Annotated in this window: 20 protein-coding genes; 5 read left to right on the top strand and 15 right to left on the bottom strand. The window is 41.2% G+C overall.

Annotation, left to right across the window (positions count from 1 at the left end; genetic code table 11):
- Positions 1-151: 151 nt before the first annotated feature.
- Positions 152-895, bottom strand: a complete 744-nt coding sequence (locus tag HUN01_RS32895; protein ID WP_181929678.1) for a hypothetical protein — start codon at positions 893-895, stop codon at positions 152-154.
- 584 nt (positions 896-1,479) lie between these two features.
- On the opposite strand from HUN01_RS32895, the gene HUN01_RS32890 reads away from it, so the two are divergent.
- Both HUN01_RS32890 and HUN01_RS32885 read left to right on the top strand, forming a co-directional pair.
- Positions 1,480-2,568, top strand: coding sequence for an acetamidase/formamidase family protein (locus HUN01_RS32890; protein ID WP_238845859.1), 1,089 nt, complete (start codon positions 1,480-1,482; stop codon positions 2,566-2,568).
- 89 nt (positions 2,569-2,657) lie between these two features.
- Positions 2,658-3,029 (top strand): sulfite exporter TauE/SafE family protein, encoded by a 372-nt coding sequence (locus HUN01_RS32885; protein ID WP_181929677.1) that lies wholly within the window; start codon positions 2,658-2,660, stop codon positions 3,027-3,029.
- A 375-nt stretch (positions 3,030-3,404) separates the two neighbouring features.
- Here HUN01_RS32885 and HUN01_RS32880 read toward each other — a convergent pair whose 3' ends face one another.
- The 4 genes from HUN01_RS32880 to HUN01_RS32865 all read right to left on the bottom strand — a co-directional run bounded on the left by HUN01_RS32880 (position 3,405) and on the right by HUN01_RS32865 (position 9,315).
- A complete protein-coding gene (locus HUN01_RS32880) occupies positions 3,405-4,520 on the bottom strand; it encodes a ferrochelatase (RefSeq protein WP_181929676.1) in 1,116 nt (371 codons plus the stop codon).
- A 116-nt stretch (positions 4,521-4,636) separates the two neighbouring features.
- On the bottom strand, positions 4,637-5,425 hold the full coding sequence (locus HUN01_RS32875) for a bile acid:sodium symporter family protein (protein ID WP_181929675.1): 789 nt from the start codon (positions 5,423-5,425) through the stop codon (positions 4,637-4,639).
- Positions 5,426-5,586: 161 nt separating this feature from the next.
- Positions 5,587-7,941 carry an arylsulfatase gene (locus HUN01_RS32870; protein WP_181929674.1) on the bottom strand — a complete coding sequence of 785 codons (2,355 nt, stop codon included), beginning with the start codon at positions 7,939-7,941 and terminating at the stop codon, positions 5,587-5,589.
- Between the two features lie 489 nt (positions 7,942-8,430).
- Entirely contained in the window at positions 8,431-9,315 is an 885-nt protein-coding gene (locus tag HUN01_RS32865) for a LysR family transcriptional regulator (RefSeq protein WP_181929673.1), read from the bottom strand.
- A gap of 105 nt (positions 9,316-9,420) precedes the next feature.
- Here HUN01_RS32865 and ilvD point away from each other — a divergent pair, with 105 nt between their 5' ends.
- On the top strand, positions 9,421-11,112 hold the full coding sequence (gene ilvD / locus HUN01_RS32860) for a dihydroxy-acid dehydratase (RefSeq protein ID WP_181932917.1): 1,692 nt from the start codon (positions 9,421-9,423) through the stop codon (positions 11,110-11,112).
- Positions 11,113-11,263: 151 nt separating this feature from the next.
- Here the strand turns inward: ilvD and HUN01_RS32855 are convergent, their stop codons facing one another.
- The 9 genes from HUN01_RS32855 to HUN01_RS32815 all read right to left on the bottom strand — a co-directional run bounded on the left by HUN01_RS32855 (position 11,264) and on the right by HUN01_RS32815 (position 19,523).
- Complete coding sequence (locus HUN01_RS32855) at positions 11,264-12,253, bottom strand: adenosine kinase (protein ID WP_181929672.1); 990 nt, start codon at positions 12,251-12,253, stop codon at positions 11,264-11,266.
- 447 nt (positions 12,254-12,700) lie between these two features.
- Positions 12,701-12,985, bottom strand: coding sequence for a 2Fe-2S iron-sulfur cluster binding domain-containing protein (locus tag HUN01_RS32850; protein ID WP_181929671.1), 285 nt, complete (start codon positions 12,983-12,985; stop codon positions 12,701-12,703).
- An 89-nt stretch (positions 12,986-13,074) separates the two neighbouring features.
- Entirely contained in the window at positions 13,075-14,208 is a 1,134-nt protein-coding gene (locus HUN01_RS32845) for a P-aminobenzoate N-oxygenase AurF (RefSeq protein WP_181929670.1), read from the bottom strand.
- A gap of 39 nt (positions 14,209-14,247) precedes the next feature.
- Positions 14,248-15,153, bottom strand: a complete 906-nt coding sequence (locus HUN01_RS32840; RefSeq protein WP_181929669.1) for a ferritin-like domain-containing protein — start codon at positions 15,151-15,153, stop codon at positions 14,248-14,250.
- Positions 15,137-16,198, bottom strand: a complete 1,062-nt coding sequence (locus HUN01_RS32835; protein WP_181929668.1) for an aromatic ring-hydroxylating dioxygenase subunit alpha — start codon at positions 16,196-16,198, stop codon at positions 15,137-15,139. Before HUN01_RS32835 ends, HUN01_RS32840 begins: the two co-directional genes overlap by 17 nt.
- A gap of 5 nt (positions 16,199-16,203) precedes the next feature.
- Positions 16,204-16,944, bottom strand: coding sequence for a hypothetical protein (locus HUN01_RS32830; protein ID WP_181929667.1), 741 nt, complete (start codon positions 16,942-16,944; stop codon positions 16,204-16,206).
- A 262-nt stretch (positions 16,945-17,206) separates the two neighbouring features.
- On the bottom strand, positions 17,207-18,211 hold the full coding sequence (locus tag HUN01_RS32825) for an aromatic ring-hydroxylating oxygenase subunit alpha (protein ID WP_181929666.1): 1,005 nt from the start codon (positions 18,209-18,211) through the stop codon (positions 17,207-17,209).
- On the bottom strand, positions 18,195-18,608 hold the full coding sequence (locus HUN01_RS32820) for an Mpo1-like protein (protein ID WP_181929665.1): 414 nt from the start codon (positions 18,606-18,608) through the stop codon (positions 18,195-18,197). The genes HUN01_RS32825 and HUN01_RS32820 overlap by 17 nt, the downstream gene beginning before the upstream one ends.
- Before the next feature lie 666 nt (positions 18,609-19,274).
- Positions 19,275-19,523, bottom strand: coding sequence for a Ycf34 family protein (locus HUN01_RS32815; protein WP_069074638.1), 249 nt, complete (start codon positions 19,521-19,523; stop codon positions 19,275-19,277).
- A gap of 86 nt (positions 19,524-19,609) precedes the next feature.
- Between HUN01_RS32815 and HUN01_RS32810 the strand changes: the two genes are divergently transcribed.
- Positions 19,610-20,896 (top strand): tRNA nucleotidyltransferase/poly(A) polymerase-related protein, encoded by a 1,287-nt coding sequence (locus HUN01_RS32810; RefSeq protein WP_181929664.1) that lies wholly within the window; start codon positions 19,610-19,612, stop codon positions 20,894-20,896.
- Between the two features lie 421 nt (positions 20,897-21,317).
- Positions 21,318-21,746 carry a response regulator gene (locus HUN01_RS32805; protein ID WP_181929663.1) on the top strand — a complete coding sequence of 143 codons (429 nt, stop codon included), beginning with the start codon at positions 21,318-21,320 and terminating at the stop codon, positions 21,744-21,746.
- Here HUN01_RS32805 and HUN01_RS32800 read toward each other — a convergent pair.
- Complete coding sequence (locus HUN01_RS32800; protein WP_181929662.1) at positions 21,699-22,088, bottom strand: Na-translocating system protein MpsC family protein; 390 nt, start codon at positions 22,086-22,088, stop codon at positions 21,699-21,701. The two genes, HUN01_RS32805 and HUN01_RS32800, sit on opposite strands and share 48 nt — an antisense overlap.
- Positions 22,089-22,257: the final 169 nt, after the last annotated feature.

The following is a 22,257-nucleotide window of genomic DNA, read 5'->3' as shown; positions in this document are numbered from 1 at the left end:
CAAGTCTTCTAGAGTTGCCCCACGGACTCTTGATCCCCCCAACCCCCCTTAAAAAGGGGGGCAAAACTTCTTAAAGTCCCCCTTTTTAAGGGGGATTTAGGGGGATATAAAAGTGATTAAAGTCACAGCGAAACACTTTTCAAACAACCTCTTAGACAGCTTTTAGCGATCGCTCTGGTTCATACACCTTAAAAAAGGGTTCTTGATAAGAATGAGTCTTAATATAGACCAAAAACTCATTGATCAAGTCTGTAAAGTACTTAAACGCCACATCAATCAACTCAAGTGCTTGTTGACGAATCTCTTCTGACACCTCAATCTCTTTGATTATTTGCAAAGAAGAAGGAGTATGGAGAGTATGGGTATTTTCAATATGGTTATGACGCATACCAAAGTAACGAAACTCTGTTTGAGTCATTTCTTGCAGTTGCAGAGCCGCAGACATGGTTGAACGGAAGAAGACATTTGCTGTGACTTCAGATACCTCAATGGCAACCAATTTAATGATCGGATCTGCCCCAAGAGTATACCGCTCAAATATAGGAAACATGGAACGGGAAACCTTGGTATGCTCACTCCAAATGAATCGCACTGCATCACTGAACCGCATAGGATAGTCAATTCCCATCTTACCCATGTCTTCCAGTAACCATTGCCAGTGGAAATGTTCTTCGTGCGTGTGCAAATTGACCATCTCTTGAATGTAATTAGTCGTTGGCTCATCTCTGAGAACTCGTTTGCACAATTCACTGAATTCCAGTGCCAGTGGAGCAATTACAGGTGCAAATGCTAGCCTCTGCCGTGGGTCAATTGTCTCGTCTTTCATATACTCAAAAAACGGCAACTGAGCATATTCCTGGTTCTTCTGCTCAATCAACTCAAGAATTGATTTCATTTCAAAGCTCCTAAAAATAGACAAGTCGCTGCTAGTCTGCTTAGTTATTTGATCAGAACTAGTACTATGTAATTTCATCGAATTGTAACTTTAAATACTTCAAATGTAAATCATATAATTCTTCCTGTGTTACAAAATGTTTTTTAACTTAAAAAATAACCGTAAGCTGACCAAGTGTGACTTCAAGAAATTGTTTGCCGTAATCCCAAATTTTTACTTTAATTTAACCCCAGGAATCTTATACCTTAGTGAAAACATAACTATTTTGGTTGCGATCGCTCTAACCCTATTTTATCAGTTTGGGAAAAACCAATCGCTGAAAGCCTTTCTCAGCTTAACTTTTCAGCTTTTAAGCTATAAATTTTAACTTATACTAGAAAATAAAGACTCAAAGCTTTATTAAATAAAAGTTTCAGAGTTTCGCTTCGATTATTTTTTTCCGAAAGTGATAAAACAGGGCTAATGAAAAGTGACCATCTCTAAAAGCTGGTTATAGACTTTATTTAACTTTTGATTGACAAAAATGCACAGATATGAATCTATAGAAATGGTCTTGTTTGCACACAATTAAAAATAAAATAGTTATGACTCATTACATTTTAAAAGCCTCAAAAGAAACCGTACATCTAGGTGGCTTCTCGCATCTGCTAAAACCAGTACTCACTATTGACTCTGGCGATACGATTGATGTAGAAACTTATACAGGCTACTACGTTTATGACAAAGCACCACCTGAGTTTCTCACACCAGAATTTCTCGATATCTGCCAAAATCTTTTACCAGAGCGCAAAATTGCTGGAGGGCCACATTTACTCACAGGGCCAATTTATGTACGCAATGCCGAACCAGGGGATGTTTTAGAAGTACAATTAGATGCGATCGCACCTCGTTTACCTGTAGGGTTTAATGCCATTCGTACAGGTTGGGGAGCTTTACCACATCTGTTTTCTCAACCTGCGTTGAGATTCATTCCTCTAGATTTAGTAAACAATATCGCGGAATTTCCGCCGGGTGCTGGTATAAAAATTCCTCTCAAACCGTTTTTTGGGATTCTTGGTGTTGCTACTCCAGAAACTTCTCGAACTTCTATCCCACCAGGTTCTTACGGTGGTAATATCGACAACCGAGAATTACAAGCTGGTTCTCGTTTATTTTTGCCGATTTTCGTACCAGGTGCATTATTTTCTATTGGTGATGGGCATTCTGCACAAGGAGATGGTGAGGTAAATGTTACCGCCATTGAAACTTCCATGAACGGTAGAATTACCCTCAAACTTCGCAAGGATTTACAACTAACAACACCAATTGCCGAAACTCCAACTCATATCATCACAATGGGCTTTGCTCAAACCTTAGATGAAGCTTTAGAACTAGCTTTAAAAAACATGATTGATTTTCTGGAACGCTTTACTAATTTGTCGCCAGAAGATGCTTATGTATTGTGTAGTTTAGCTGTGAATTTTCACATTACTCAAGTTGTTAACAGTCCCCAAAAAGGTGTACATGGAATGCTACCAAAATCAATTTTTTCCCAGAAAATTAATTTATCCGAACAGAATTCAGGAGTCAGGAGCCAGAATTCAGAATTGAATTCTGTGCGACTGGTGGATAGCGCAGCGTTAGCGAGTCAGACGCTCAAGGATTCGCTACCGCTACGCTATCGAGCGTCTTGATTCTGACTCCTGTTAGCGGTAGCGGGGCGTTTAGCCCATTCTGACTTCTGAATTCTTATTCAAAGTTTGTAATCTAGCAACCATTTTTTATGTCTAATATCTTGATCCAACTGTTGTTAATCGGTTTAGTTTCTGGCGTCGCTGGCGGGATGTTTGGTATTGGTGGCGGCGCAATTATGATTCCCGCAATGGTGTTAGTAATTGGTTTGGATCAGAAGTTAGCTACCGGAACTTCTGTGGCTGCTCAAATTTTGCCAATTGGGATTCTAGCAGCCTTAGTTTACCATCGCAACGGTAATCTTAATATCAAATATGCTCTGATTATTGCAGTTGGTTTAATCGTGGGTAACTTCTTCGGGGCATTGTTTGCAAATCAGCCGTTTATTAGCAGCGAGTTTATGAAAAAGCTGTATGGTATTTTTGTGTTATTGATCGGCCTTCGTTATTTACTGTCAAATTAGAAGAGTTTCATTCAGCTTCAGTCAGAATACAGCATGGGCTACGCCCCGCTGCGCTAACAGAATTGGTGAATACTCTACCCATAAACGGATAGAGTTTTAAGGCGAGAATATTTTAATTTTTTTCGCTTGACTTCGGGCGTTAGCGTAGCGGGACGTTCGCGGTAGCATCTCTAAGAATTGTACGGTTTTAACCAATATTCGTCACCCACTCGTACAGAATTCATACGCTCATTCTGACCGGAGGCGGAGCGTCTCCGGCTCCGCTCCTGAGTTCTGAATTCTTCTTATAAAAAATCCCACACCTTGAAGTGTGAGATTGTCAAATGATTACACCATAAGTGTAGAGTGGTCAAAGTTTTGTCCACCCTAAAAAACTTAATGATGGTGGTGGTGATGATGATGCTCCGCTAGTTGGGGATTAACTGCCAAAGTTTGCTCTGACAACAACTCTCCAATATGAGCATCAGCCCATTGCGCCGCCATCGCCAAGAATTCTGGATGGTCGTTGACGCAAGCCATTTGTACGTAGTTCGTACCAGGATGCTGTTTTTCCAAAGCATGGATGATGTGGTGTACATCCAATAGAGTTTCGTGGTTTTCTGTCGCAAAGCCAATTGGCATAAATATCACTACTTTTGCACCCAATTGGATCAGGTTATTTGCGGCTTGCTCTGCGTTTGGCTGTGTCCAATCAATTAACGGCGTGTCATGATTGAGCCAACCCACCGAGATTAACGGATAACGGTTAATCAACTTATCTCGAACCAAATCGTACATTGCTTCACTTTCAGCAATCCCAGAAGTAAAGCCTTTGGCTTTGTGAGGACAACCGTGATTCATTAACACAATACCGATTTGAGAAGGTAGATAAGCTGAGGCTAACTCAGCAATTTTCTCCTCAACCAGATGAGCCATTAAATCGATGTAAGCTGGTTCGTTGAAGAAAGAAGGAATGTAACGCTGTGCTTTAACCCAATGTTCCTCACCATCAGTCAACTCAACAAGAGCATTGTTAACTTGCTCGATCGCAATACCACTGGTAAAGATAGAATCAACAACCAGCAGAGGGTAAATCAGCAGCTTGTCAAAGCCTTGGTTTTTGATTTCTGCCAAGACTTGATTGGGTAGAAAAGGGGCGCAAAAGTTAAAAGCTTTGAAAACTTGGACATTATCACCCCATTTTTCTTGTAAATGCTTCTCAATCCCAGCTCGCTGCTGTTCAAAGATGGCATTGTGTGGGGAGATAAAATCGTGGTGTGTGTGTCCCCACTCGTGGCGGTCAAATAGCGCCAAAAGCTTTGCCAGTGGGGGATAAATCCAGGTTGGCACTGGTGCGAATTTTGCTGTCAGTAGATTTAATGCCTGTTCGTTATAGTTGGCGAAATCTTCGTAGCTTTCGACTTCGCCGTAGCCCATAAGCAATACGGCTACACGGTCTTTACCTGATAGATGCTCGTGGGTGTGTTGTACTTTTTCCGGCGTGGCAACCACAATGAGTTCCTCAATATAACCAGAGTGCAGAGAAATATAAAGTTAGGGAATAGCTTACACATTTTCCCTACTAGTAACTTATTATCCCATCCAGGGGGATAGGATGGGTGGGTAAATCAAGATAATACATCAAAAGACATACAAGACTTACGTGCTCCTAAAATAAGATAAGCCAGCAGTGTAGGAATCACCTGCTGTTGTACATGATTCAAAATAGCGATAAATAAAGCTAAACCAAAATTGCGAGCAATACAGAAAATCGCCAAGGTAGATCGGGTATCATCATCGAATCTACCTAAAGCGTGTCCAATTCCTAGAGAGGCAATCACCATAATTGCGATCGCTACCAGTGGTAATTCCCCAACTTTGGAAAACATTGGCAGCCCTAAGATGCACACTAAAACAACTAGCGCCAAAAAGAGACTGTTAGCAATAAAAGTCAAGAGTTTAGCAATCTCTTGGGTAAATGTAGCCGTGAACTTTTGCATCAAAATACCGAGACTGACAGGTAATAACTGCACCATAATGACTTGCCGGGCAACTTCTAAAATTGCCAAAGTGATGGGAGTAACAAAAACCGCCAGTATTGCCAGAGTTAGCTGAAGACTTGCTGAGTAGTGGAAGCTACCTCCAGCCTGTTGTGATCGCTTTGTGGTCAGAGGTGCACCTGGAGAAGCTGCAAGTATTGCCAATCCGATCATCACTGCCGGTGGTAAGTTCAACAGTTTCAGTTGAAGAATAACCACTAGAGGAACCAGCACAACAACCGCTAAAAGCGCACGGAATACTAAGGCAGGTTTTCGCCAGAAGGAGCGCATCTTTTCAAAAGAGAGGTTGCACCCTATGGCTAACATCAGAGAAAAAATAGTGACTTTAACGAGAACCAGTAATAAGGGATGGTGCATGGCTCCACTGATAGCGTAGCGTTAACGAGTCCGCGTTCGCGCAGCGTCTCGTAGAGAGCGTCTTGCAAGTTTTAATTAATAATTTTTAATTTTTAATTGGAGCGTACTCTTTCAGAGAAGCAAGCTACGCGCAGCGTCTCGTAGAGAAGCGACTTGACTCTCTACTGTCGTGCCATAATAGTACGCATTTCAGCTTCCTTATCTTGAATCAAATCTCCACTAACATCCACTATCACACTATAAATCTTGCCCGTAAACTTGAAGGGCGGTTCATAATCGGGTGTTACAGGCGCACCAGGGGCAATTCCACAAGTCACACCACTGGTCAGACCTAGTGCTAAAGGAGTAGTTACAGGGACATTGGCTTGCCCAACTAATTTCCCATCGATATAAAGTTCAGCGCAACCTGGCGTTCCTTTCCCCTTGGCTAAATCTGGTTGACCCGTGACTTTAAACTCAAAGCGCAACTGGTGACGACCTTCCGGCACAGATGACCCAGACTCGACATGATACAGCGATCGCGCTACATAATTATGAACCCAGTGCAGTTTGCCATCTTTGATATAGAAGGAGTAGCCACTATCATTACCTCCATGAGCCAGTAATACTCCTTCTGCGCCACCTGTGGGAATTTCCACATCAGCCGTAATACTGTGAGAACGATTGAGCAACTTGACGGCACTATTGGCTGGGATTGCCTGAGTATCAGGATAGTAAGTATAGCGGCTACGATTGACGGCAATCTGAGGACGTTCTTCTGCAAATCGTTGTACGCCTCTGCCATCCACAGGCAACACATTGTATTTACCCGCCTCTACGTACCAAGTGGCAATCATTTCAATCAACTTAGGGCGATTATCAGCCGCAATATTATGATTTTCCGAAAAATCTGAGGCGACGTGATACAGTTCCCAATGATGGGTATCCAAATCCGTTAGAGTTTGGGCCGAAATGGCCGCACCAAAAAACTGACCTGCTTCTGCAAATGAGGGGCCAGGCCAAGGACAAACCGCCCGCCAACCATCATAGTAAAGAGAACGATGTCCCATCATCTCGAAATATTGGGTCAGGTGCTTAGTAGGTACGGTACTATGATTAAAAGTATGAGCAAAACTGACACCTTCAATAGGAGATTGAGTAACACCCTTAATCGTTGTTGGTGGTTCAATTTCCAGTAATTCCAGCACAGTCGGTACTAGGTCAATAGCATGAGCGTACTGAGTACGGATTTCACCTTTTGCCTCAATGCCTTGATTCCAATGGACTATCAAGGGATCGCTGATTCCACCCCGATAAGTTTCCCGTTTCCAACGACGGAAAGGCGTATTACCTGCCCAAGTCCAACCCCAAGCATAATGGTTGAAAGTTTCTGGACTGCCTAGCTTATCTAGTGCCTTGAGATTTTCCTCTAGGGATTCTGGCACATTGTTAAAAAAGAGGTTCTCATTAACTGAACCAGTTGGCCCCCCTTCAGAACTTGCCCCATTGTCTGAGATGACTATAATTACAGTATTCTCGAACTCGCCGATCGCTTTGAGGAAGTCGAGTAAGCGACCGATATGGTGGTCAGTGTGGGTTAAAAAGCCAGCATATACTTCCATCATCCGGGCATAAAGCCGTTTTTCTGCGGCTGAGAGAGAATCCCAGTGCGGGACATCGGGATCATGGCGGGAGAGTTCGGCATCGGCCGGGACAATCCCCATTTCCTGCTGACGAGCAAAAACCTTTTCCCTGTAAGCTTCCCAGCCATCATCAAACTGTCCGGCGTAGGCATCAGCCCATTCTTTCGGCACATGATGGGGGGCGTGCATCGCACCAGGACAGAAATACATGAAAAAGGGTTTATCGGGGGCAACCTGCTTGGCATCAGCAATAAAGCTAATTGCCTTGTCTGCCAAGTCTGCGGTCAAATGGTAGCCTTCTGCGGGGGTCTTTTCTGGCTTAACGGTGTGGTTGTCATAAACCAAATCTGGATAATACTGGTGGGTTTCTCCGCCTAGAAAACCATAAAAACGTTCAAAACCGCGACCAAGAGGCCAGCGATCATAGGGGCCGGCCGCAGATATCTGGTCTGCGGGCGTTAAATGCCATTTCCCGATCGCATAAGTGTTATAACCCTTCTGTAATAATATCTCCGAGAGAAACCCATTCTCAAAAGGAATATTCCCATTACCACCGGGATAACCCGTAGAACCTTCTGTAATGCAGGACATGGCATTAGAATGGTGATTGCGCCCAGTCAGAAGACAAGAACGGGTGGGTGAACACAACGCCGTTGTATGTAAATTGTTGTAGCGTAAGCCATTGGCGGCTAGTGCGTCTAGGTTGGGTGTTTTGATGGGACTTCCGTAACATCCAAATTGCCCAAAGCCTGTATCATCGAAAACGATAAATAGGACGTTTGGTGTTCCTTCTTTAGATCGCAACGGTTCTGGCCAAGCTGGACTGGATTTATCAACTGTCCGACCGATGACACCGGGGAAAGTATTTCCGGGTTTGTATTCACGCAGAGACATAAATCTGACCTCTTGAGAATATGTAATTTTTAACAAAAACCCCAAAATTCTATATCCTCTTTAGGACTGGTTAATTTACGCCTTATGTGAATTAGGCCACAGGATGCTGTTCAAAAGTAAGGACATCAATCAATACTTGTCGGTTAAGGGGAAAAGGGGAAGGTGGGGCCCCCTCTGGGGATAAGGGGCGGGGGAAAGAAAAAACCTTTAACCTTTAACCTTTTCCCAAACCCTATTCCGAGTTAAAAATGCAAAACCCGAGCAGTATTGGGACATCAATACCAAAACGCTGATGCAGAAAAATACACAGAGTATGACTGGTCAACCCCTTCTCTGCGAGACGCTACGCGAACGGGGAATTCAAAATTATTAATTCAAAATTAAAGACAAGACGCGACCCTCGTTCGCCCTTGGCGTCTCCCCTTGGGAGAAGACTCACTAACGGATCAACTTCAACCGTAGGCAGGTCTGAGTAGTTCACCTGACTAATTAACTACAGAGACTTCTGACAATTTGTAGAAACTCCCGTAAAACAGGTGTCATATCCTCTTGTCGCCACACTACAGCCGTTTCTACTAATGGTGTTTTTTCTTCTAAAGTGCGATAAACTACACCAGCCCTTTGAAGATTTTGCAAAGAAGACGGTACGATCGCAATCCCCATTTCTGCTGACACTAGCCCGATAATTGTCTGCATTTGGATTGCTTCTTGAGTCACTTTTGGGCTGAAATTTCCTTGCTGGCAAAGACTCAGGATTTGATCGTAAAGTCCAGGGCCTAAATGGCGAGGGAACATAATAAAATTTTCATTTTTTAGCTCGCGCACTGAAATATTTTCTTGTCTAGCTAAGAAATGAGTCTCTAGCAAAGCTACAATTAGTCCCTCTTGCTGAATGCATTCTTGATTAAAAGTGTTGTCTTCTAAAGGTGGATGGGCAAAACCTACATGGATGCGGCGATTGAATAGCGCTTGTTCTTGCTGAGTTGTCGTTAATTCCTGTAATACTAACTCCACCTCTAGAAACTGTTCTCGAAACCGCCGCAAAATCACAGGCAGCAAATCGTAAGTTACCAAGCTGGTGAAACCTACTCGTAGTTGTCCTTTCTCACCCCTACCTGTCCGTTGAGTCAGATCAATTGCCTTGGACAGTTGAGCGAACAATTGATAAGCTTCTTGCAAAAATACTTGTCCGGCTTCCGTTAGCTGCACCTGTCGTTTAGTTTTGCGTTGAAAAAGTTCAACGCCTAGTTCTGCTTCTAGCTGTTGAATTTGCTGGCTTAAGGGCGGTTGAGCAATGTGAAGTCGCTCTGCGGCTCTACTAAAGTGCAGTTCTTCAGCTACAGCAATGAAGTAGCGCAGGTGTCGCAGTTCCATAGTTTTGATATTTTATAAGTCTCAAATATTCATAAATATATATTGGACATGTCAAAAATTGCTATCTATGATACTCATACATGCAAGTCAGAGGATGATGTAACTATGTCGGAGAATTTGAGAAGCCAAATTGTCACGCAAGGAGTGCAGCGATCGCCTAATCGGGCTATGCTACGTGCAGTTGGTTTTAAAGATGAAGATTTCAATAAAGCCATTGTTGGTATAGCCAACGGTTACAGCACCATCACTCCCTGTAATATGGGGATAAATCTACTGGCGCAAAGGGCAGAAGTTGGAATTAAAACCGCCGGGGCGATGCCGCAAATGTTTGGCACGATTACCATTAGCGATGGGATTTCGATGGGAACTGAAGGGATGAAATATTCCCTAGTATCGCGGGAAGTCATTGCCGATTCCATTGAAACCGCCTGTACTGGGCAAAGTATGGATGGTGTACTAGCCATTGGCGGTTGTGATAAGAATATGCCAGGGGCAATGCTGGCGATCGCGCGGATGAATATCCCTGCAATATTCGTTTACGGTGGCACAATTAAACCCGGTCACTACAACGGACGCGATTTAACTGTTGTCAGTTCTTTTGAAGCTGTTGGTCAATACAGTGCTGGAAAAATTGACGAAAAAGAACTATTAGAAGTTGAAGGTCGGGCTTGTCCTGGTGCTGGTTCCTGTGGGGGAATGTTCACAGCTAACACCATGTCTTCAGCATTTGAAGCACTGGGAATGAGTTTACCCTATTCTTCGACAATGGCAGCCGAAGATGCCGAAAAAGCTGATAGTACGGAAAAATCAGCATTCGTTTTAGTCGAAGCCATTCGTAAACAAATCTTACCTCGTCAAATTATCACCCGCAAATCTATAGAGAATGCCATCTCTGTGATTATGGCAGTGGGTGGTTCGACCAATGCAGTATTGCATTTTTTAGCGATCGCTCGTGCTGCTAATGTAGAGTTAACCCTGGATGACTTTGAAACAATCCGCGCCCGTGTTCCGGTTTTATGCGATTTAAAACCTAGTGGTAAGTATGTAGCCACAGATTTGCACAAAGCTGGTGGCATTCCGCAAGTCATGAAGATGCTACTTGTACATGACTTATTACACGGTGATTGCCTCACCATTAGCGGTGAAACAATTGCAGAGATATTAGCAGACATCCCCGAAGAACCATCTGCCAATCAAGATGTAATTCGTCCTTGGAATAACCCGATGTATGCCCAAGGACACTTAGCCATCCTCAGAGGTAATCTGGCAACGGAAGGGGCTGTCGCTAAAATTACCGGCGTGAAAAAACCAGTAATTACTGGGCCTGCACGGGTGTTTGAATCAGAAGAAGCTTCTTTAGATGCAATTTTGGCGGGTAAAATTCAAGCTGGTGATATTTTGGTTATCCGCTACGAAGGGCCTAAAGGTGGCCCTGGAATGCGAGAAATGTTGGCTCCCACTTCGGCAATTATCGGGGCTGGTTTGGGTGATGCGGTGGGATTAATTACCGACGGACGCTTTTCTGGCGGGACTTACGGCATGGTGGTTGGTCATGTGGCCCCAGAAGCAGCAGTTGGTGGTGCGATCGCGCTTGTAGAAGAAGGCGATAGTATTACTATTAATGCACCTGCACGCCTCTTGCAGTTGAACATATCTGAGTCAGAATTAGCTCGTCGTCGTGCAAATTGGCAACCTCCTGCACCACGTTATACTAAAGGCGTGTTGGCGAAATATTCCAAATTGGTATCTTCTAGCAGTCTTGGGGCTGTGACAGATTTGGATTTGTTCAATAACTAGTTACTTGTCGTATCTCTCCACACATTGGATATTCACCTATTCCACTCAACCTTACCCAAGCTTTAGATCCGGTGAGTGCAACTCCCTGGCTGGTTGCGAAGGCTTATACTGCTGGCAGAAAATTGACCCCTGAAAACTTTTCAGATACCCTCTAAGCAGTAACTAATGCCTTTAATTCCTCAGTTTTTAATCTTGGCCCATAGGATGTAACAATCTTAGAAGCTGCGGAAGATGCTAATTTTCCGGCTTCTTCATAGCTCATACCTTGGGTAATTCCATAGAGAAAAGCTCCTGCATACATATCTCCTGCTCCCACTGTATCTACAGCTTTTACTTGAGGTGCAGTGATTTCGATTAATTTCTGACCATCAAATACTACTGAACCCTTGGCACCGCGAGTAATGGCAAATTTCTTACTCAGGGTTTTTAGTTTTTCTACAGCTACCTGAAAATCTTCTGTATCTGCTAGTTCTAATGCTTCACTTTCATTAGCAAAAATCAAGTCTAAACCAGATCCAATGATGTCTAATAGACCATTTTTAAAAAATTTCACCATGTTGTAATCAGATAGGGACATGGTGGTTTTTACTCCCGCTTTTTCAGCTATTTCTCTAGCCTTGATAGCTGCTTCTTTTGCTGTGGGAGAAGTCACTAAATATCCTTCAATATATACATATTCTGAATCAGCAATCGCTGATGATACTAATTCTTGTGTAGAAAATTTTTCAGTAATTCCCAAAAATGTATTCATGGTGCGATCTGCATCGGGAGTTACTAACACCAAACATTTACCTGTAATTCCTGATTGGCGGTCGCCATTTTTTAAATTGGTATCTACCTGAGAGTTGTGTAAATCTTCGATGTAAAAGTCTCCAAATTCATCATTAGCCACTTTACAGGAATAAAAAGCTTTTCCTCCTAGTTGACTAATTGCCACCATTGTGTTAGCGGCTGACCCTCCACAACTCTTATGGCAATGAAGATTTTTGAGATTTTCCAAAATATGATTTTGACTATCTTCATCTAGGAGTGTCATTACACCTTTATCAATCTTTAACTCTTGTAGTAACTCTAGAGATACTTCGTATTCTATATCTACTAAAGCATTACCGACACCATAAACATCATATTTCTTGCCCATTGTTATCTCCGAGAATAATTTCTGTCTGACTCGAACAAAACTGATAATAACAGATAGGCAATAGATAAGAGTGGCTTGTTAAGAAGGCAGAAGGCAGAAGGCAGGCAGGAGGCACAGTTGGAATCCCCATAAATAAATTTAGTCCGCCAGGGATTGTAAATCCCTGTCTCATAGCTAAAGTCCTCTGAAGAGGACTTCATAGCGCAAAAATTTTCAGTCTACTTCAGTAGACTTGAGCAATTAGTCAGGGATTTACAATCCCTGGCGGGTGAACAACACCCAATCAGTACGCTATATTTGGCTTAAGTTGACACCAATGAGCAATGCTGTGCCCCTACAGGATGGTATATTTACGAGCGCAGGATAATTAATCAAAGCCTAAAACAACCTCTGCATCGTTAATTCAGATCGCGATGCATTTGTACAGTGCGTAAGTCCTATCACCATCTAAATCTTATGAATTTCAACATTACTTGTAATATTAACCTGACAAGCTAACCGTGCATGAGGATAATTAGCTGCTAATGTCTCTAACATTTCCTGTTCTTCAGGTTGAGGTGGAGAAATATTACCAATAACCTCAACCAAACAAGTTCCACAAATACCAGTCCGACAACCAAACAAAACAGGTGAATTCTGAATCGTGAGATGTTCAGACAAATTTTGATCACATTCCAGAGTGATAGGGACAAAATCGCTTCCTGGAAAGGATATTGTACAGAATTCAGCCATAATACAAAACAATTTTATCTAAATAAAACTCTCAAATTCGTCTCTACGTTCTGCGTCTCTACATGAGATAAAAAGAAAGTCTCTTGGTGTTAAAAACTTTTAAAAGCATTCTTTTGAGTCGCCAAATATCGAGAAATTGAATTAGTAGCCATCAGTGACATATCCCGATTACGTTGCCAAAGATAATCGAGCTTTTCAACATACACCTGATAAGATTTCATCGCCTCCTGATGAGTTGAAAAACTGCGCTGTAATCCTTCCGATTCCTGCGTAAAACAACGCCGCATCATTTCTTTAGCATCTTTGTCACTCATCTCAAAAATGCGCGATCGCAACACCCGATAAATCTTGCCATACAGCGCCGGCTCGTACCAGAAAATCCCGTTAATCGCCGCCGAAAAATGAAAATGATCGCGCTGACATCCCCACAATCCTAAATTAGCAACCAATCGCTCAAAAGCAGTCGGTGGCTTAAGGCAAGTGACAACATCGTGAGATATAATTGTCGAACTATTGAAGTGAAAACTTTCATCCATGAAGTGATAATATGAGACTTTAGCAGGAATTGGAGCAGCTTCAGGATGAGAATGTTTTTGATAATAATTGCTGAGTTTGTGCTGTACTAACTTGCCGTTTAGTGTCCGCACTCCCCTGACAGTGAAATACTGACAAGCCAAAAAAGTATTATTCGCAGAAATTAGCCCAAAGTATTGAAGTTGAATTTTTTTCCACCAAGTTTTTAGGGCATTGGTGTCAGCATAAACCATCGTTTCTGTAAAGGGGCCGCGCATGGGGTAGGTAAAGATAAGTTCCCCAAATAACGCTTGTTCAACCTGTTTGGCAATTGTGCGGAAGGCGTGAATGTGCGATCGCTCTTGGGCGGATTCTAAATCTAAGGTATCGCAGATTAAGCGAAAATCCTCTTGGGCGTAAAGTCCAGCTGCACTGGTTTGATTGAAAAAAATAGTGGCAATTTCGGCAGAAACAATTTGTGAGTAGTAAGCTACCCAGTAAAGTTGGTTCAAAATTATACGCTGATGTTGGGTAGACTGTTCCCATAAGGGTGTGCCATATAGCAGAGAAAATTCCTCTGGGTTCCAATACTCGTTTTGGCAATCCTCATAGCGAAAATTGGTAACTGCTTCATCCATTAAAGCAGTATGATCTTGCTGTTTGTTGCGAGTGTGGTTAATTTGTAATTTGCGATGAATATTTTTTTCCATATCCGTTTTTATTTCACGCAGAGATAAGATTAATATTTATTACACACATTGATGGGCGGGGAGTGGTTCAAAGGCTCCGCGTTCTTCTAAATTTTGCAGGATAGACTGGGCTGATTTTCCCCCCATGAGCGATCGCAATATTTGTAATCGCGTACCGCTGTGAGTCTCTGTATCTAGTTCTTCTAAAACTTGGATTTTTTGCGATCGCGTCAGATGTCCTTTTACTTGTTCGATTGCTGCAAGTAAGCTTTGTGGCCCCACCTGTACCATAAACAAAAACTGTGCCAATACATCAAGAATTGTTGTTTCACTGAATGTTGAAACAGTAATTTGATTAAACAAGGTGGTTCCCGTGGCGTGATGGCGGGATTCAGATTGTAAAAAACTGGAAAAAAGTTCTGCTAAAACTGGATAGCGACATTCCTTTGCTAAACGCCGATAATGGCTTAAACCCCATCCTTCTAAAACCACTTGCAGCACAAACAACAAAACTGTTTTATCTGCACTTTCAACCACTTCTGATAGTAAGCGCAAAAACGGATCGTCCGTGCTAGTTACTTTCATTTCTGGTAAAAAATGGCTAATTTGGTGAAGGTGGGTAGCTTCATCAGCCGTAAACAATGCATAAAGCATTCGTTCTTCAACTGTTTCTGCTAACAGTACCATTTTTGCCATGTAGCCAACACCTGCTTTCTCAATGAAATATGATTCTTCTAACAGACTGTGGTTGGCAAGTTCCAAAATAGCAGATTGTTCATTAATATTAGATTGTTGAAAAATTTTGACTTGATGTAAATTGAAAAATTCAGCATCCCAATAATTTAATTGTGGGTAATTAGCAAAATTATTCTGATTGGGTAATGCTGCTGTCAATATTCGTCGCAAACGGTCATCAGAATCTCTATGCGGTAGATCAAAACCAACAATATTATATTTTGAATCCATGTTCAGGGCTAGGTATTGATAGGGTTTGAATATCTGGATAATTAACAGTTTCCCAAGTTCCCCAGGTTAAAGCTTTCTGGTGATTAACGTGCTGAATAAATTCCAGAATAGATTGATCTGCTTTAGTAGGAGTCTTTAAATCAAACTGAATTGTCTGAAATACCTGTGTATCCCCTTTAGCGAAGTAATTACCAACCTGCTGAGTTAACCATAACAAACCACGATTTAAAACCCATCCCCAAAATCCCGGACGCTTGGGAGTGACAAGAATTGTTTGCCCTTCAGTTTTGCCACCTTCGATCATTCGCAGTGTAAATATAATGTAGAAGTGCAGGAAATCCGGGCCTAGCGTCACAGTGCCAGTACTGCCATACCAGTAACACATACTATAAGTAACTTCGTTGCGATAAAGAGGACGAATCAGGCGAATTAACCAAGAATCATCCCCTCCCCGTGTAGTGTTGCTGAAGGTAATAGCATTGGGGTTGAGGTTTTGAGAATCAAATACAATCTCTAAGGGCAGATTGTGTACTGTATTGAAGTGGTGAGCATCAATCGCATTAATTAGTAAGACATTGGGATGGCAGTTTTTGACAAACCTAGTCCCCAATATATAATCACAATCTGCCTTTTCTAACTCTGGTACAAAAGGCAGTGAGCTTGGCTTTTCTTCTCCCGCCCAAACCCAAATCATGCCGTATTTTTCTGCCGTATGCCAAGTTTTAACACACACAGGTAGCGGTTTTCCGAGAGAAGGAACATCTACACAAATTCCACGACTGTCATACTTCCAATTATGAAAAAAGCAGCGAATTCCATCACCTTCTACCTTACCTTCTGCTAAATGAGCGCCCATGTGTGGACAATAAGCATCTATAGCTACTACCTGACCACTAACTCCCCGATAAATTGCCAGATTTCTACCCAGCAACGTTATAGCTTTTACCTTGCCAAGCTTTAATTTTTTTGATGAGAATGTCCAATACCATCCCTCTATAAATTGTGTTGGATTATTAAAGTTTAAGTGTAGGTTGGTAGATGGCATAAAAGTTAAACAGGAACACAATCTTGCACAAATTTTAATGATGACTCTGACTTCCACATCCGTTGTCCAGAACGAGTAAGATTGTCATAATTAATTTCAGTTAAACAAACCAATTCATCACCTAACCGATAGCCAGAGTTTTTTTCCTCGAAAAACCGGATATGAGGATTAGTTTGTCGTCCTGATGGAATTTCAATCAACCCTTCCCGTAAAATTTGGGGATGCGGAAACCGGACAATACCACTTGCTTCTTGATATAAGCTACCATAATATTCCTGTGCCAAATTCCCCATTAGATGCTTAACATCGGCAGGTGTTGTGACATCATAACGAGGGTAGAAATCTTGCCAAAAAGTAGGGAGAAAACGATAAGTGCGAAAACCAGAGCAAATTAGCAGCCAGTAAAGTTTATTTTCTGCATAATGTTGACACAGAAAGTTGATGGCGGCAATCCAACTACGTGGTAATGTTGTACTCGACCAAGCACTAGGATCAACGATAGTGTCGCCGGAATACACCACACTAATTTTTTCTCCTAAAAAGGTCTTTTGGCATAACATCAAAGTTGAAAATCCTTTGAGTGTGTTGGATGTTTCATCTCTCAACAACAAAACCCAGTTTTTACGCTCTAGATCAATTTGAAATCCATCCCAGGTTATACCTTGAAAGTGATTTTGCAGCAACGCATACATGGCAGTGCGATCGCTTGGCTGCAAATTTTGAACAGGAATCAGCAAACTCTTCATGATTCGGCAATTACCTAAACTTGATTGGTAAGATGTGTTTATTTAACACTTTATCGACCAACTTAGTAAAATTACGGTGTAGTGTGACAGATTCCAAAATGGTTATTTATACTACAATTCTATATTCACATCTTGCACCTTCTCAATTAGGGTTGATGGAAATTGCCTACTCTACAAAATAATTAAGATGTATTTAGATTGAGAAACAAAACGCAACATTACCAAAGCTTTTATTGGGTTACGCGATCGCTAATCCAACCTACTATTCTACACCCCTATTTTTCGACCATCGAGACGGTTTTAGCTGGTTTACATAGTCCATATATTCACCTAATGGCTGATCAATACTAAGGAGCAACTTTGGATTAAAGCGAATATTGTCGTAAATCTTGCCATCTTCATCTCTAAGCATGTAGTAAGCCAAGCGAGTACAGAATAGCAAAAACTGACTCAGCAAATATCCCACAATACCTTTACGTTTTTCAGTTACATAAATCGGTTGAATTCTCGTTTTTCCAGGTGCAATGGGAGTATAAGCATATATCATAAACAATGGCGGAAAAAGCCTAACATCTTTCATCATTGTTAACAAACCAATGCAACCATGAGCATAACGCATTGAATACTGATATGTAGAACCAATAAATCTTTGACCTAACCTTTCTCGAAATGTAGTTTTAGGGAATTGTCCCCGCATTGTAAAGTCAATTTGTGTCCCTAATTCACTGCGATGTAGAGATAGATCCATTTTGATATCTAAATGATGAATTGTTTTTAAATGTTGAGCATCAATCCCATTCATCATACAAATATGATGATGGCAACTTCTTGCAAATGCAATATCAGCTTGTGCAACAATTTCTTTTCCCTTCAATTCATCAAAATCAGCCACTCCCTCTGGTGCTTTAGCATCTGGATAAATCCAGATAAATCCATACTTTTCCTCTGTTGCATAAGCTTGTAATTTAGCTTGACTAGGAATTTCTGATTGACAGGGAATATTTTGACAAATCCCTGTTTCATCAAATGCCCAATGATGAAATGTACAACGAATCCAATTACCATCAACCTTCCCAATTCCTAAATCTGTCCCCAAATGAGGGCAGTAAGCATCTAAAGCCCGTACTTGCCCATCTTCACCTCTAAAAATGGCAATTTTCTGACCGCATACGTCTATAGATTTTGCTGTTTTTTTAGGGATTTCATGACTAGGACAGGCAATATACCAACCCTTAGCAATTACATTCCAATTATTGAATATTTGCATAATTGTTTGATAGATAATTATTTAATATTTCTTGTCTTTTGCGAATATCATCTTGATATTTACCTATCAAAATTCTAAATAACATTTTACCTAAACAGTAAGAAGCCCGCCAAGAAAAAACAGCATCTTGTAAATCAATATGGCTACGCTCAAATAAAAAATGTCCAGTTAATCCTAGCAATTGAGTTAACGGTAATCCCAAGAGCAACCAAAAGTTTTGCAACTTCCAAGTAGAAAAAAGTAACCCGTAAAAAAAGAATATTCCTAGAATGTGTAGAGTAATGTTAATTGGATGTTGATGTTTAAGAATAAAAATATCCCAATAGTCTGTAAAAGGATGATCTATAATTTGATTATTAATCTGATTTCTCAAACTTTGTTGAGGATTAGAACTCATTTCAAAATTTTACCAAATTTCATCTCGTTGCATCACCAATTTTCCTCAGATATCGTATGGGTTTCTAGCCTTACAAACAATGGATTAAGGCTGCTGTCTTCATCGGTATATACAGTATCTAATTATTTAGTAATTTGCTCCAGTTTATGCGATCGCAAGTTCGCTTGGGTCACTCTAATAATGGCTGGAAGCAGTATTCCCTTCTGCCTTCTGCCTTCTGCCTTTCTTGATAATTTATACTTTAATAGTCATTATCAGCCACACAAATACCTTTACATTTAATACCGTTCGTAGCAGTGCGTTGACAATGAGAACAAAGAATTTTTTCGTTTTCTATTTCTTCATTTATGTTTAAAATAGTGCTTTCCTGTAGCATGTCTTTGTCAGTCTGAAGTTTTACATTCATAAGAAGAATAGAGGAATTTTTCACGGTTTAATATTTCGTCGGGCAGAATCACTTTACCCCTTTTACCGAAGAAAGGCACAGAGGCTTTTAGCGGGGGGTCAACGAAAGAATAAGGGTTTTAACAATCGCTATACCCCCGCGAAAAACTTACGTGTGCAAAGTCAAAATCAATACTTTTGCTTTCACTAGGAAACTTGGGATTGAATTGTCAAGGTTCTGTTATTTAATGGGCGTAACCATAACATACTACTCTTGACTTTTCAAGTCGGCACTAATTCACCAGGACGCAATTTTGACCACTTACCTGTTTCCCGCTTAAAGCTCAGACAACCAACAACATCCCATTCCATTTCAATTACATCATCTTGAGTCCGAATGTTGACATTGATGGAAGGTTCATTTGGATCAAAATCTGGTGTTTCAGTCAAGTGAGGCTGTTGGTGCTGCCCTTCCACGGCATGATAGGTAACACAGCTGTCTACATAGTGGCAATTCACGCAAATACACATAATAGAACCAACTCCAGGGGCCTTTATTGTTAATCTAACTTAAGCCCAACCGTTATTCATGAGTTGCTGGGTTGATTTTTATTACAATGCATAAATCAATTCCTTCTACCCTCGCTCCCGAAAATTGGCCTTTCAGCTTGGAATTCCTGCCACAACCCGCTTACATGGTAGGTGGCGCTGTGCGAGATGCCATCCTTGGCAGAACTCGCGAATATCTGGATCTAGATTTTGTTATACCATCCAAGGCGGTAAAGGTAGCGAGAGCGATCGCTCATCATTACAAAGCTGGTTTTGTCTTGCTTGATGCAAAACGACAAATTGCTCGTGTGGTTTTTCCTCACGCTACAGCTGACTTTGCCCAACAGGAAGGAGATAGTTTAGAAGTTGATTTGCACAGACGGGACTTTACAGTAAATGCGATCGCTTATAATCCCCATACGCAAGAAATTATCGATCCTCTGCAAGGTTATGTAGACTTACAACAGGGCATTTTGCGAATGATATCACCCGCAAACTTAGAAGATGACCCTTTGCGGTTAATGCGAGGTTATCGCCAAGCCGCTCAACTAGGTTTTACTATTGAGCCAGCTACCCAAGCCGCAATTCGTTCTTTGGCATCACATATCAGCAAAGTTGCAGCCGAACGATTTCGGGTAGAAATTGGCTATCTGCTGGCAAATTCTCAGGGTACTCCCTGGATTACAAGTGCTTGGGAAGATGGTTTACTTGTCCCTTTCTTCAAAAATGCCACTCGTGAAAGCTTGATCAAACTAGCAGCAGTTGACAATGCAGCTGCCTTACTCAGCCAAAATTGGCAACAATTAGGGGCACAACTACAAGAGTATGTCCGCGATAGTATCAAAACTACTTGGTTAGGTATTGCCAAACTTGCTTGTCTTGTCAACCCAAATCCAGAATTAGCAGAAATAGAGCTACAGGAACTCACTTATAGTCGTGCCGAAATTCGGGGTGTAACTACTGTTCTGAAACTATTACCGCAGCTTCAAGTAGTGGATATGTCTTTGCGAGAACAATACTTGTTGTTCCATAATGCAGATATTGTATTTCCTGCGATCGCAGTGCTAGGTGTAGCACTTGATAATTTGGTAGAGGCGATGTCTGGTGACAAGCCACTACACACAGCAAAGGGCTACCAAGTCTTAGCACCTTTGATTAACCGCTACCTCAACCCTGATGATCTGGTCGCTCATTCCACTCCACTAGTGAGCGGGAAAGAGTTGATTATAGCATTAGATATTCCAGCTTCACCAATTATCGGTCAACTGCTGACAGAAATAGCCGTAGCACAAGCTGAGGGGAAAGTTTCAACACCAACAGAAGCGATCGCTCTTGCACGTCAGTTACTTGATTGATGCAACATAGGCGATGCCTGTGGTGGGTAAGACTAGTAAATTCTTGTCAGTACATACATCATATATGCTACTATTTGCTTGATATTATGATTACCTTGCGATGTTTTCTCTAAAATTCAGCACAGATGGATAACTCAATGAACTATACACCATCTGGTTCATTTCATACCCTAGTTAGTCACCTGAAGACATATCCGTACATTAGACATCTTGCAAAAGTAACAAATGCCAAGAAGTCGGGGAAAGGTCAAAGGTTAAAAGGTAAGGGGAAATTCCATCCCTTTCCCCTTTACCCCTTCCCTTTCCCCCACTTCTGCAAGAAGTCTATTTATTTAAGCACTTACCATGAAAAAAGACCTCTAGGTTTTCCTGATGGGTGGAGTCTTTATGCCTAGCCTTTTTTAGACAAGATTAACTGCTTATGAATGGACAACCTTTAATTTTGGTTGTAGAACAGAATCTACATGATTTAGAGCTACTTAATTCTCATCTAGGAATATTAAATTTTTCATGCATTTGTACTAAACAAGGAGTGAGAGCTGTGATGTTGGCACAAACTCATCAACCAGATTTAATCATGCTAGATATGATGCTATCTAATTTGAGTGCCAAACAAGTCATAGATCACCTCAAACACGACTCAAAAACTGCTACTATCCCAATCATTGCAGTAACACCTCTAACAACGGCACAAGATGATGACTCCACGATGCTCACAGGATTTGATGATTGCATTACTAAACCATTCGATTTTAATCAATTAGAAGTGGTAATCAATCGCCACATCAGTCAGCTAAATTCTTTACATTTCCCTTGTTGGAATAGATTCGGCATTCCGAACATCAGGTAATTGATTTAAAACCACAATAATCCCAGTACGACCTGTTGCTAAATTTGTATTTGTCATCAGGTCGAGGATAGGCTTACCAATAAGTTCTTCAATCAAACTTTTCAATTCTGATTTAATTATTTTTTCTAAATATAATCGTACTTGTTCAGCTAAACTATCATAACCTCCCTTCAATAGAGTTTGTTCAACTTGGGTAACGGAGTCTTCTAGAGAAATTACAATTTCAGTATCAAAAAAATGGCAAATGATTTGGCTAGGAGGCTTACCTAGCCTATCATGATATAATTTTATGATCCGCTGTGATATTTCTATTTCTAATTGTCCAATATTAGCTTGTACCATTAGTAGCTACGATGTAAGATTTATCGTTGAAGTATCGGCGACGAAGTATACAATATTATAGGAGATTAGCGGGGAATAGTCTGAGAAAATTAATCAATCTTGTATATTAAATTGATATATTAACCTGATGTATTTGCTATGAATTTGTCTCTGAAAAATTCTCCAATTT

It is taken from the genome of Nostoc edaphicum CCNP1411 (assembly GCF_014023275.1).
GTDB classification, from domain to species: Bacteria; Cyanobacteriota; Cyanobacteriia; order Cyanobacteriales; family Nostocaceae; genus Nostoc; species Nostoc edaphicum_A.
This window is presented reverse-complemented; position numbering and strand designations above follow the sequence as displayed.

Bases quoted from the DNA above. Each gene is read 5' to 3' on its own strand.
- HUN01_RS32835 (WP_181929668.1), bottom strand. From the start codon at position 16,198: ATGCCATCTACCAACCTACACTTAAACTTTAATAATCCAACACAATTT.
- HUN01_RS32840 (WP_181929669.1), bottom strand. From the start codon at position 15,153: ATGGATTCAAAATATAATATTGTTGGTTTTGATCTACCGCATAGAGAT.
- HUN01_RS32895 (WP_181929678.1), bottom strand. From the start codon at position 895: ATGAAATCAATTCTTGAGTTGATTGAGCAGAAGAACCAGGAATATGCT.
- HUN01_RS32845 (WP_181929670.1), bottom strand. From the start codon at position 14,208: ATGGAAAAAAATATTCATCGCAAATTACAAATTAACCACACTCGCAAC.
- HUN01_RS32805 (WP_181929663.1), top strand. From the start codon at position 21,318: ATGAATGGACAACCTTTAATTTTGGTTGTAGAACAGAATCTACATGAT.
- HUN01_RS32865 (WP_181929673.1), bottom strand. From the start codon at position 9,315: ATGGAACTGCGACACCTGCGCTACTTCATTGCTGTAGCTGAAGAACTG.
- HUN01_RS32825 (WP_181929666.1), bottom strand. From the start codon at position 18,211: ATGCAAATATTCAATAATTGGAATGTAATTGCTAAGGGTTGGTATATT.
- HUN01_RS32870 (WP_181929674.1), bottom strand. From the start codon at position 7,941: ATGTCTCTGCGTGAATACAAACCCGGAAATACTTTCCCCGGTGTCATC.
- HUN01_RS32820 (WP_181929665.1), bottom strand. From the start codon at position 18,608: ATGAGTTCTAATCCTCAACAAAGTTTGAGAAATCAGATTAATAATCAA.
- HUN01_RS32830 (WP_181929667.1), bottom strand. From the start codon at position 16,944: ATGAAGAGTTTGCTGATTCCTGTTCAAAATTTGCAGCCAAGCGATCGC.
- HUN01_RS32855 (WP_181929672.1), bottom strand. From the start codon at position 12,253: ATGGGCAAGAAATATGATGTTTATGGTGTCGGTAATGCTTTAGTAGAT.
- HUN01_RS32890 (WP_238845859.1), top strand. From the start codon at position 1,480: ATGACTCATTACATTTTAAAAGCCTCAAAAGAAACCGTACATCTAGGT.
- HUN01_RS32885 (WP_181929677.1), top strand. From the start codon at position 2,658: ATGTCTAATATCTTGATCCAACTGTTGTTAATCGGTTTAGTTTCTGGC.
- HUN01_RS32810 (WP_181929664.1), top strand. From the start codon at position 19,610: ATGCATAAATCAATTCCTTCTACCCTCGCTCCCGAAAATTGGCCTTTC.
- ilvD (WP_181932917.1), top strand. From the start codon at position 9,421: ATGTCGGAGAATTTGAGAAGCCAAATTGTCACGCAAGGAGTGCAGCGA.
- HUN01_RS32815 (WP_069074638.1), bottom strand. From the start codon at position 19,523: ATGTGTATTTGCGTGAATTGCCACTATGTAGACAGCTGTGTTACCTAT.
- HUN01_RS32875 (WP_181929675.1), bottom strand. From the start codon at position 5,425: ATGCACCATCCCTTATTACTGGTTCTCGTTAAAGTCACTATTTTTTCT.
- HUN01_RS32850 (WP_181929671.1), bottom strand. From the start codon at position 12,985: ATGGCTGAATTCTGTACAATATCCTTTCCAGGAAGCGATTTTGTCCCT.
- HUN01_RS32800 (WP_181929662.1), bottom strand. From the start codon at position 22,088: ATGGTACAAGCTAATATTGGACAATTAGAAATAGAAATATCACAGCGG.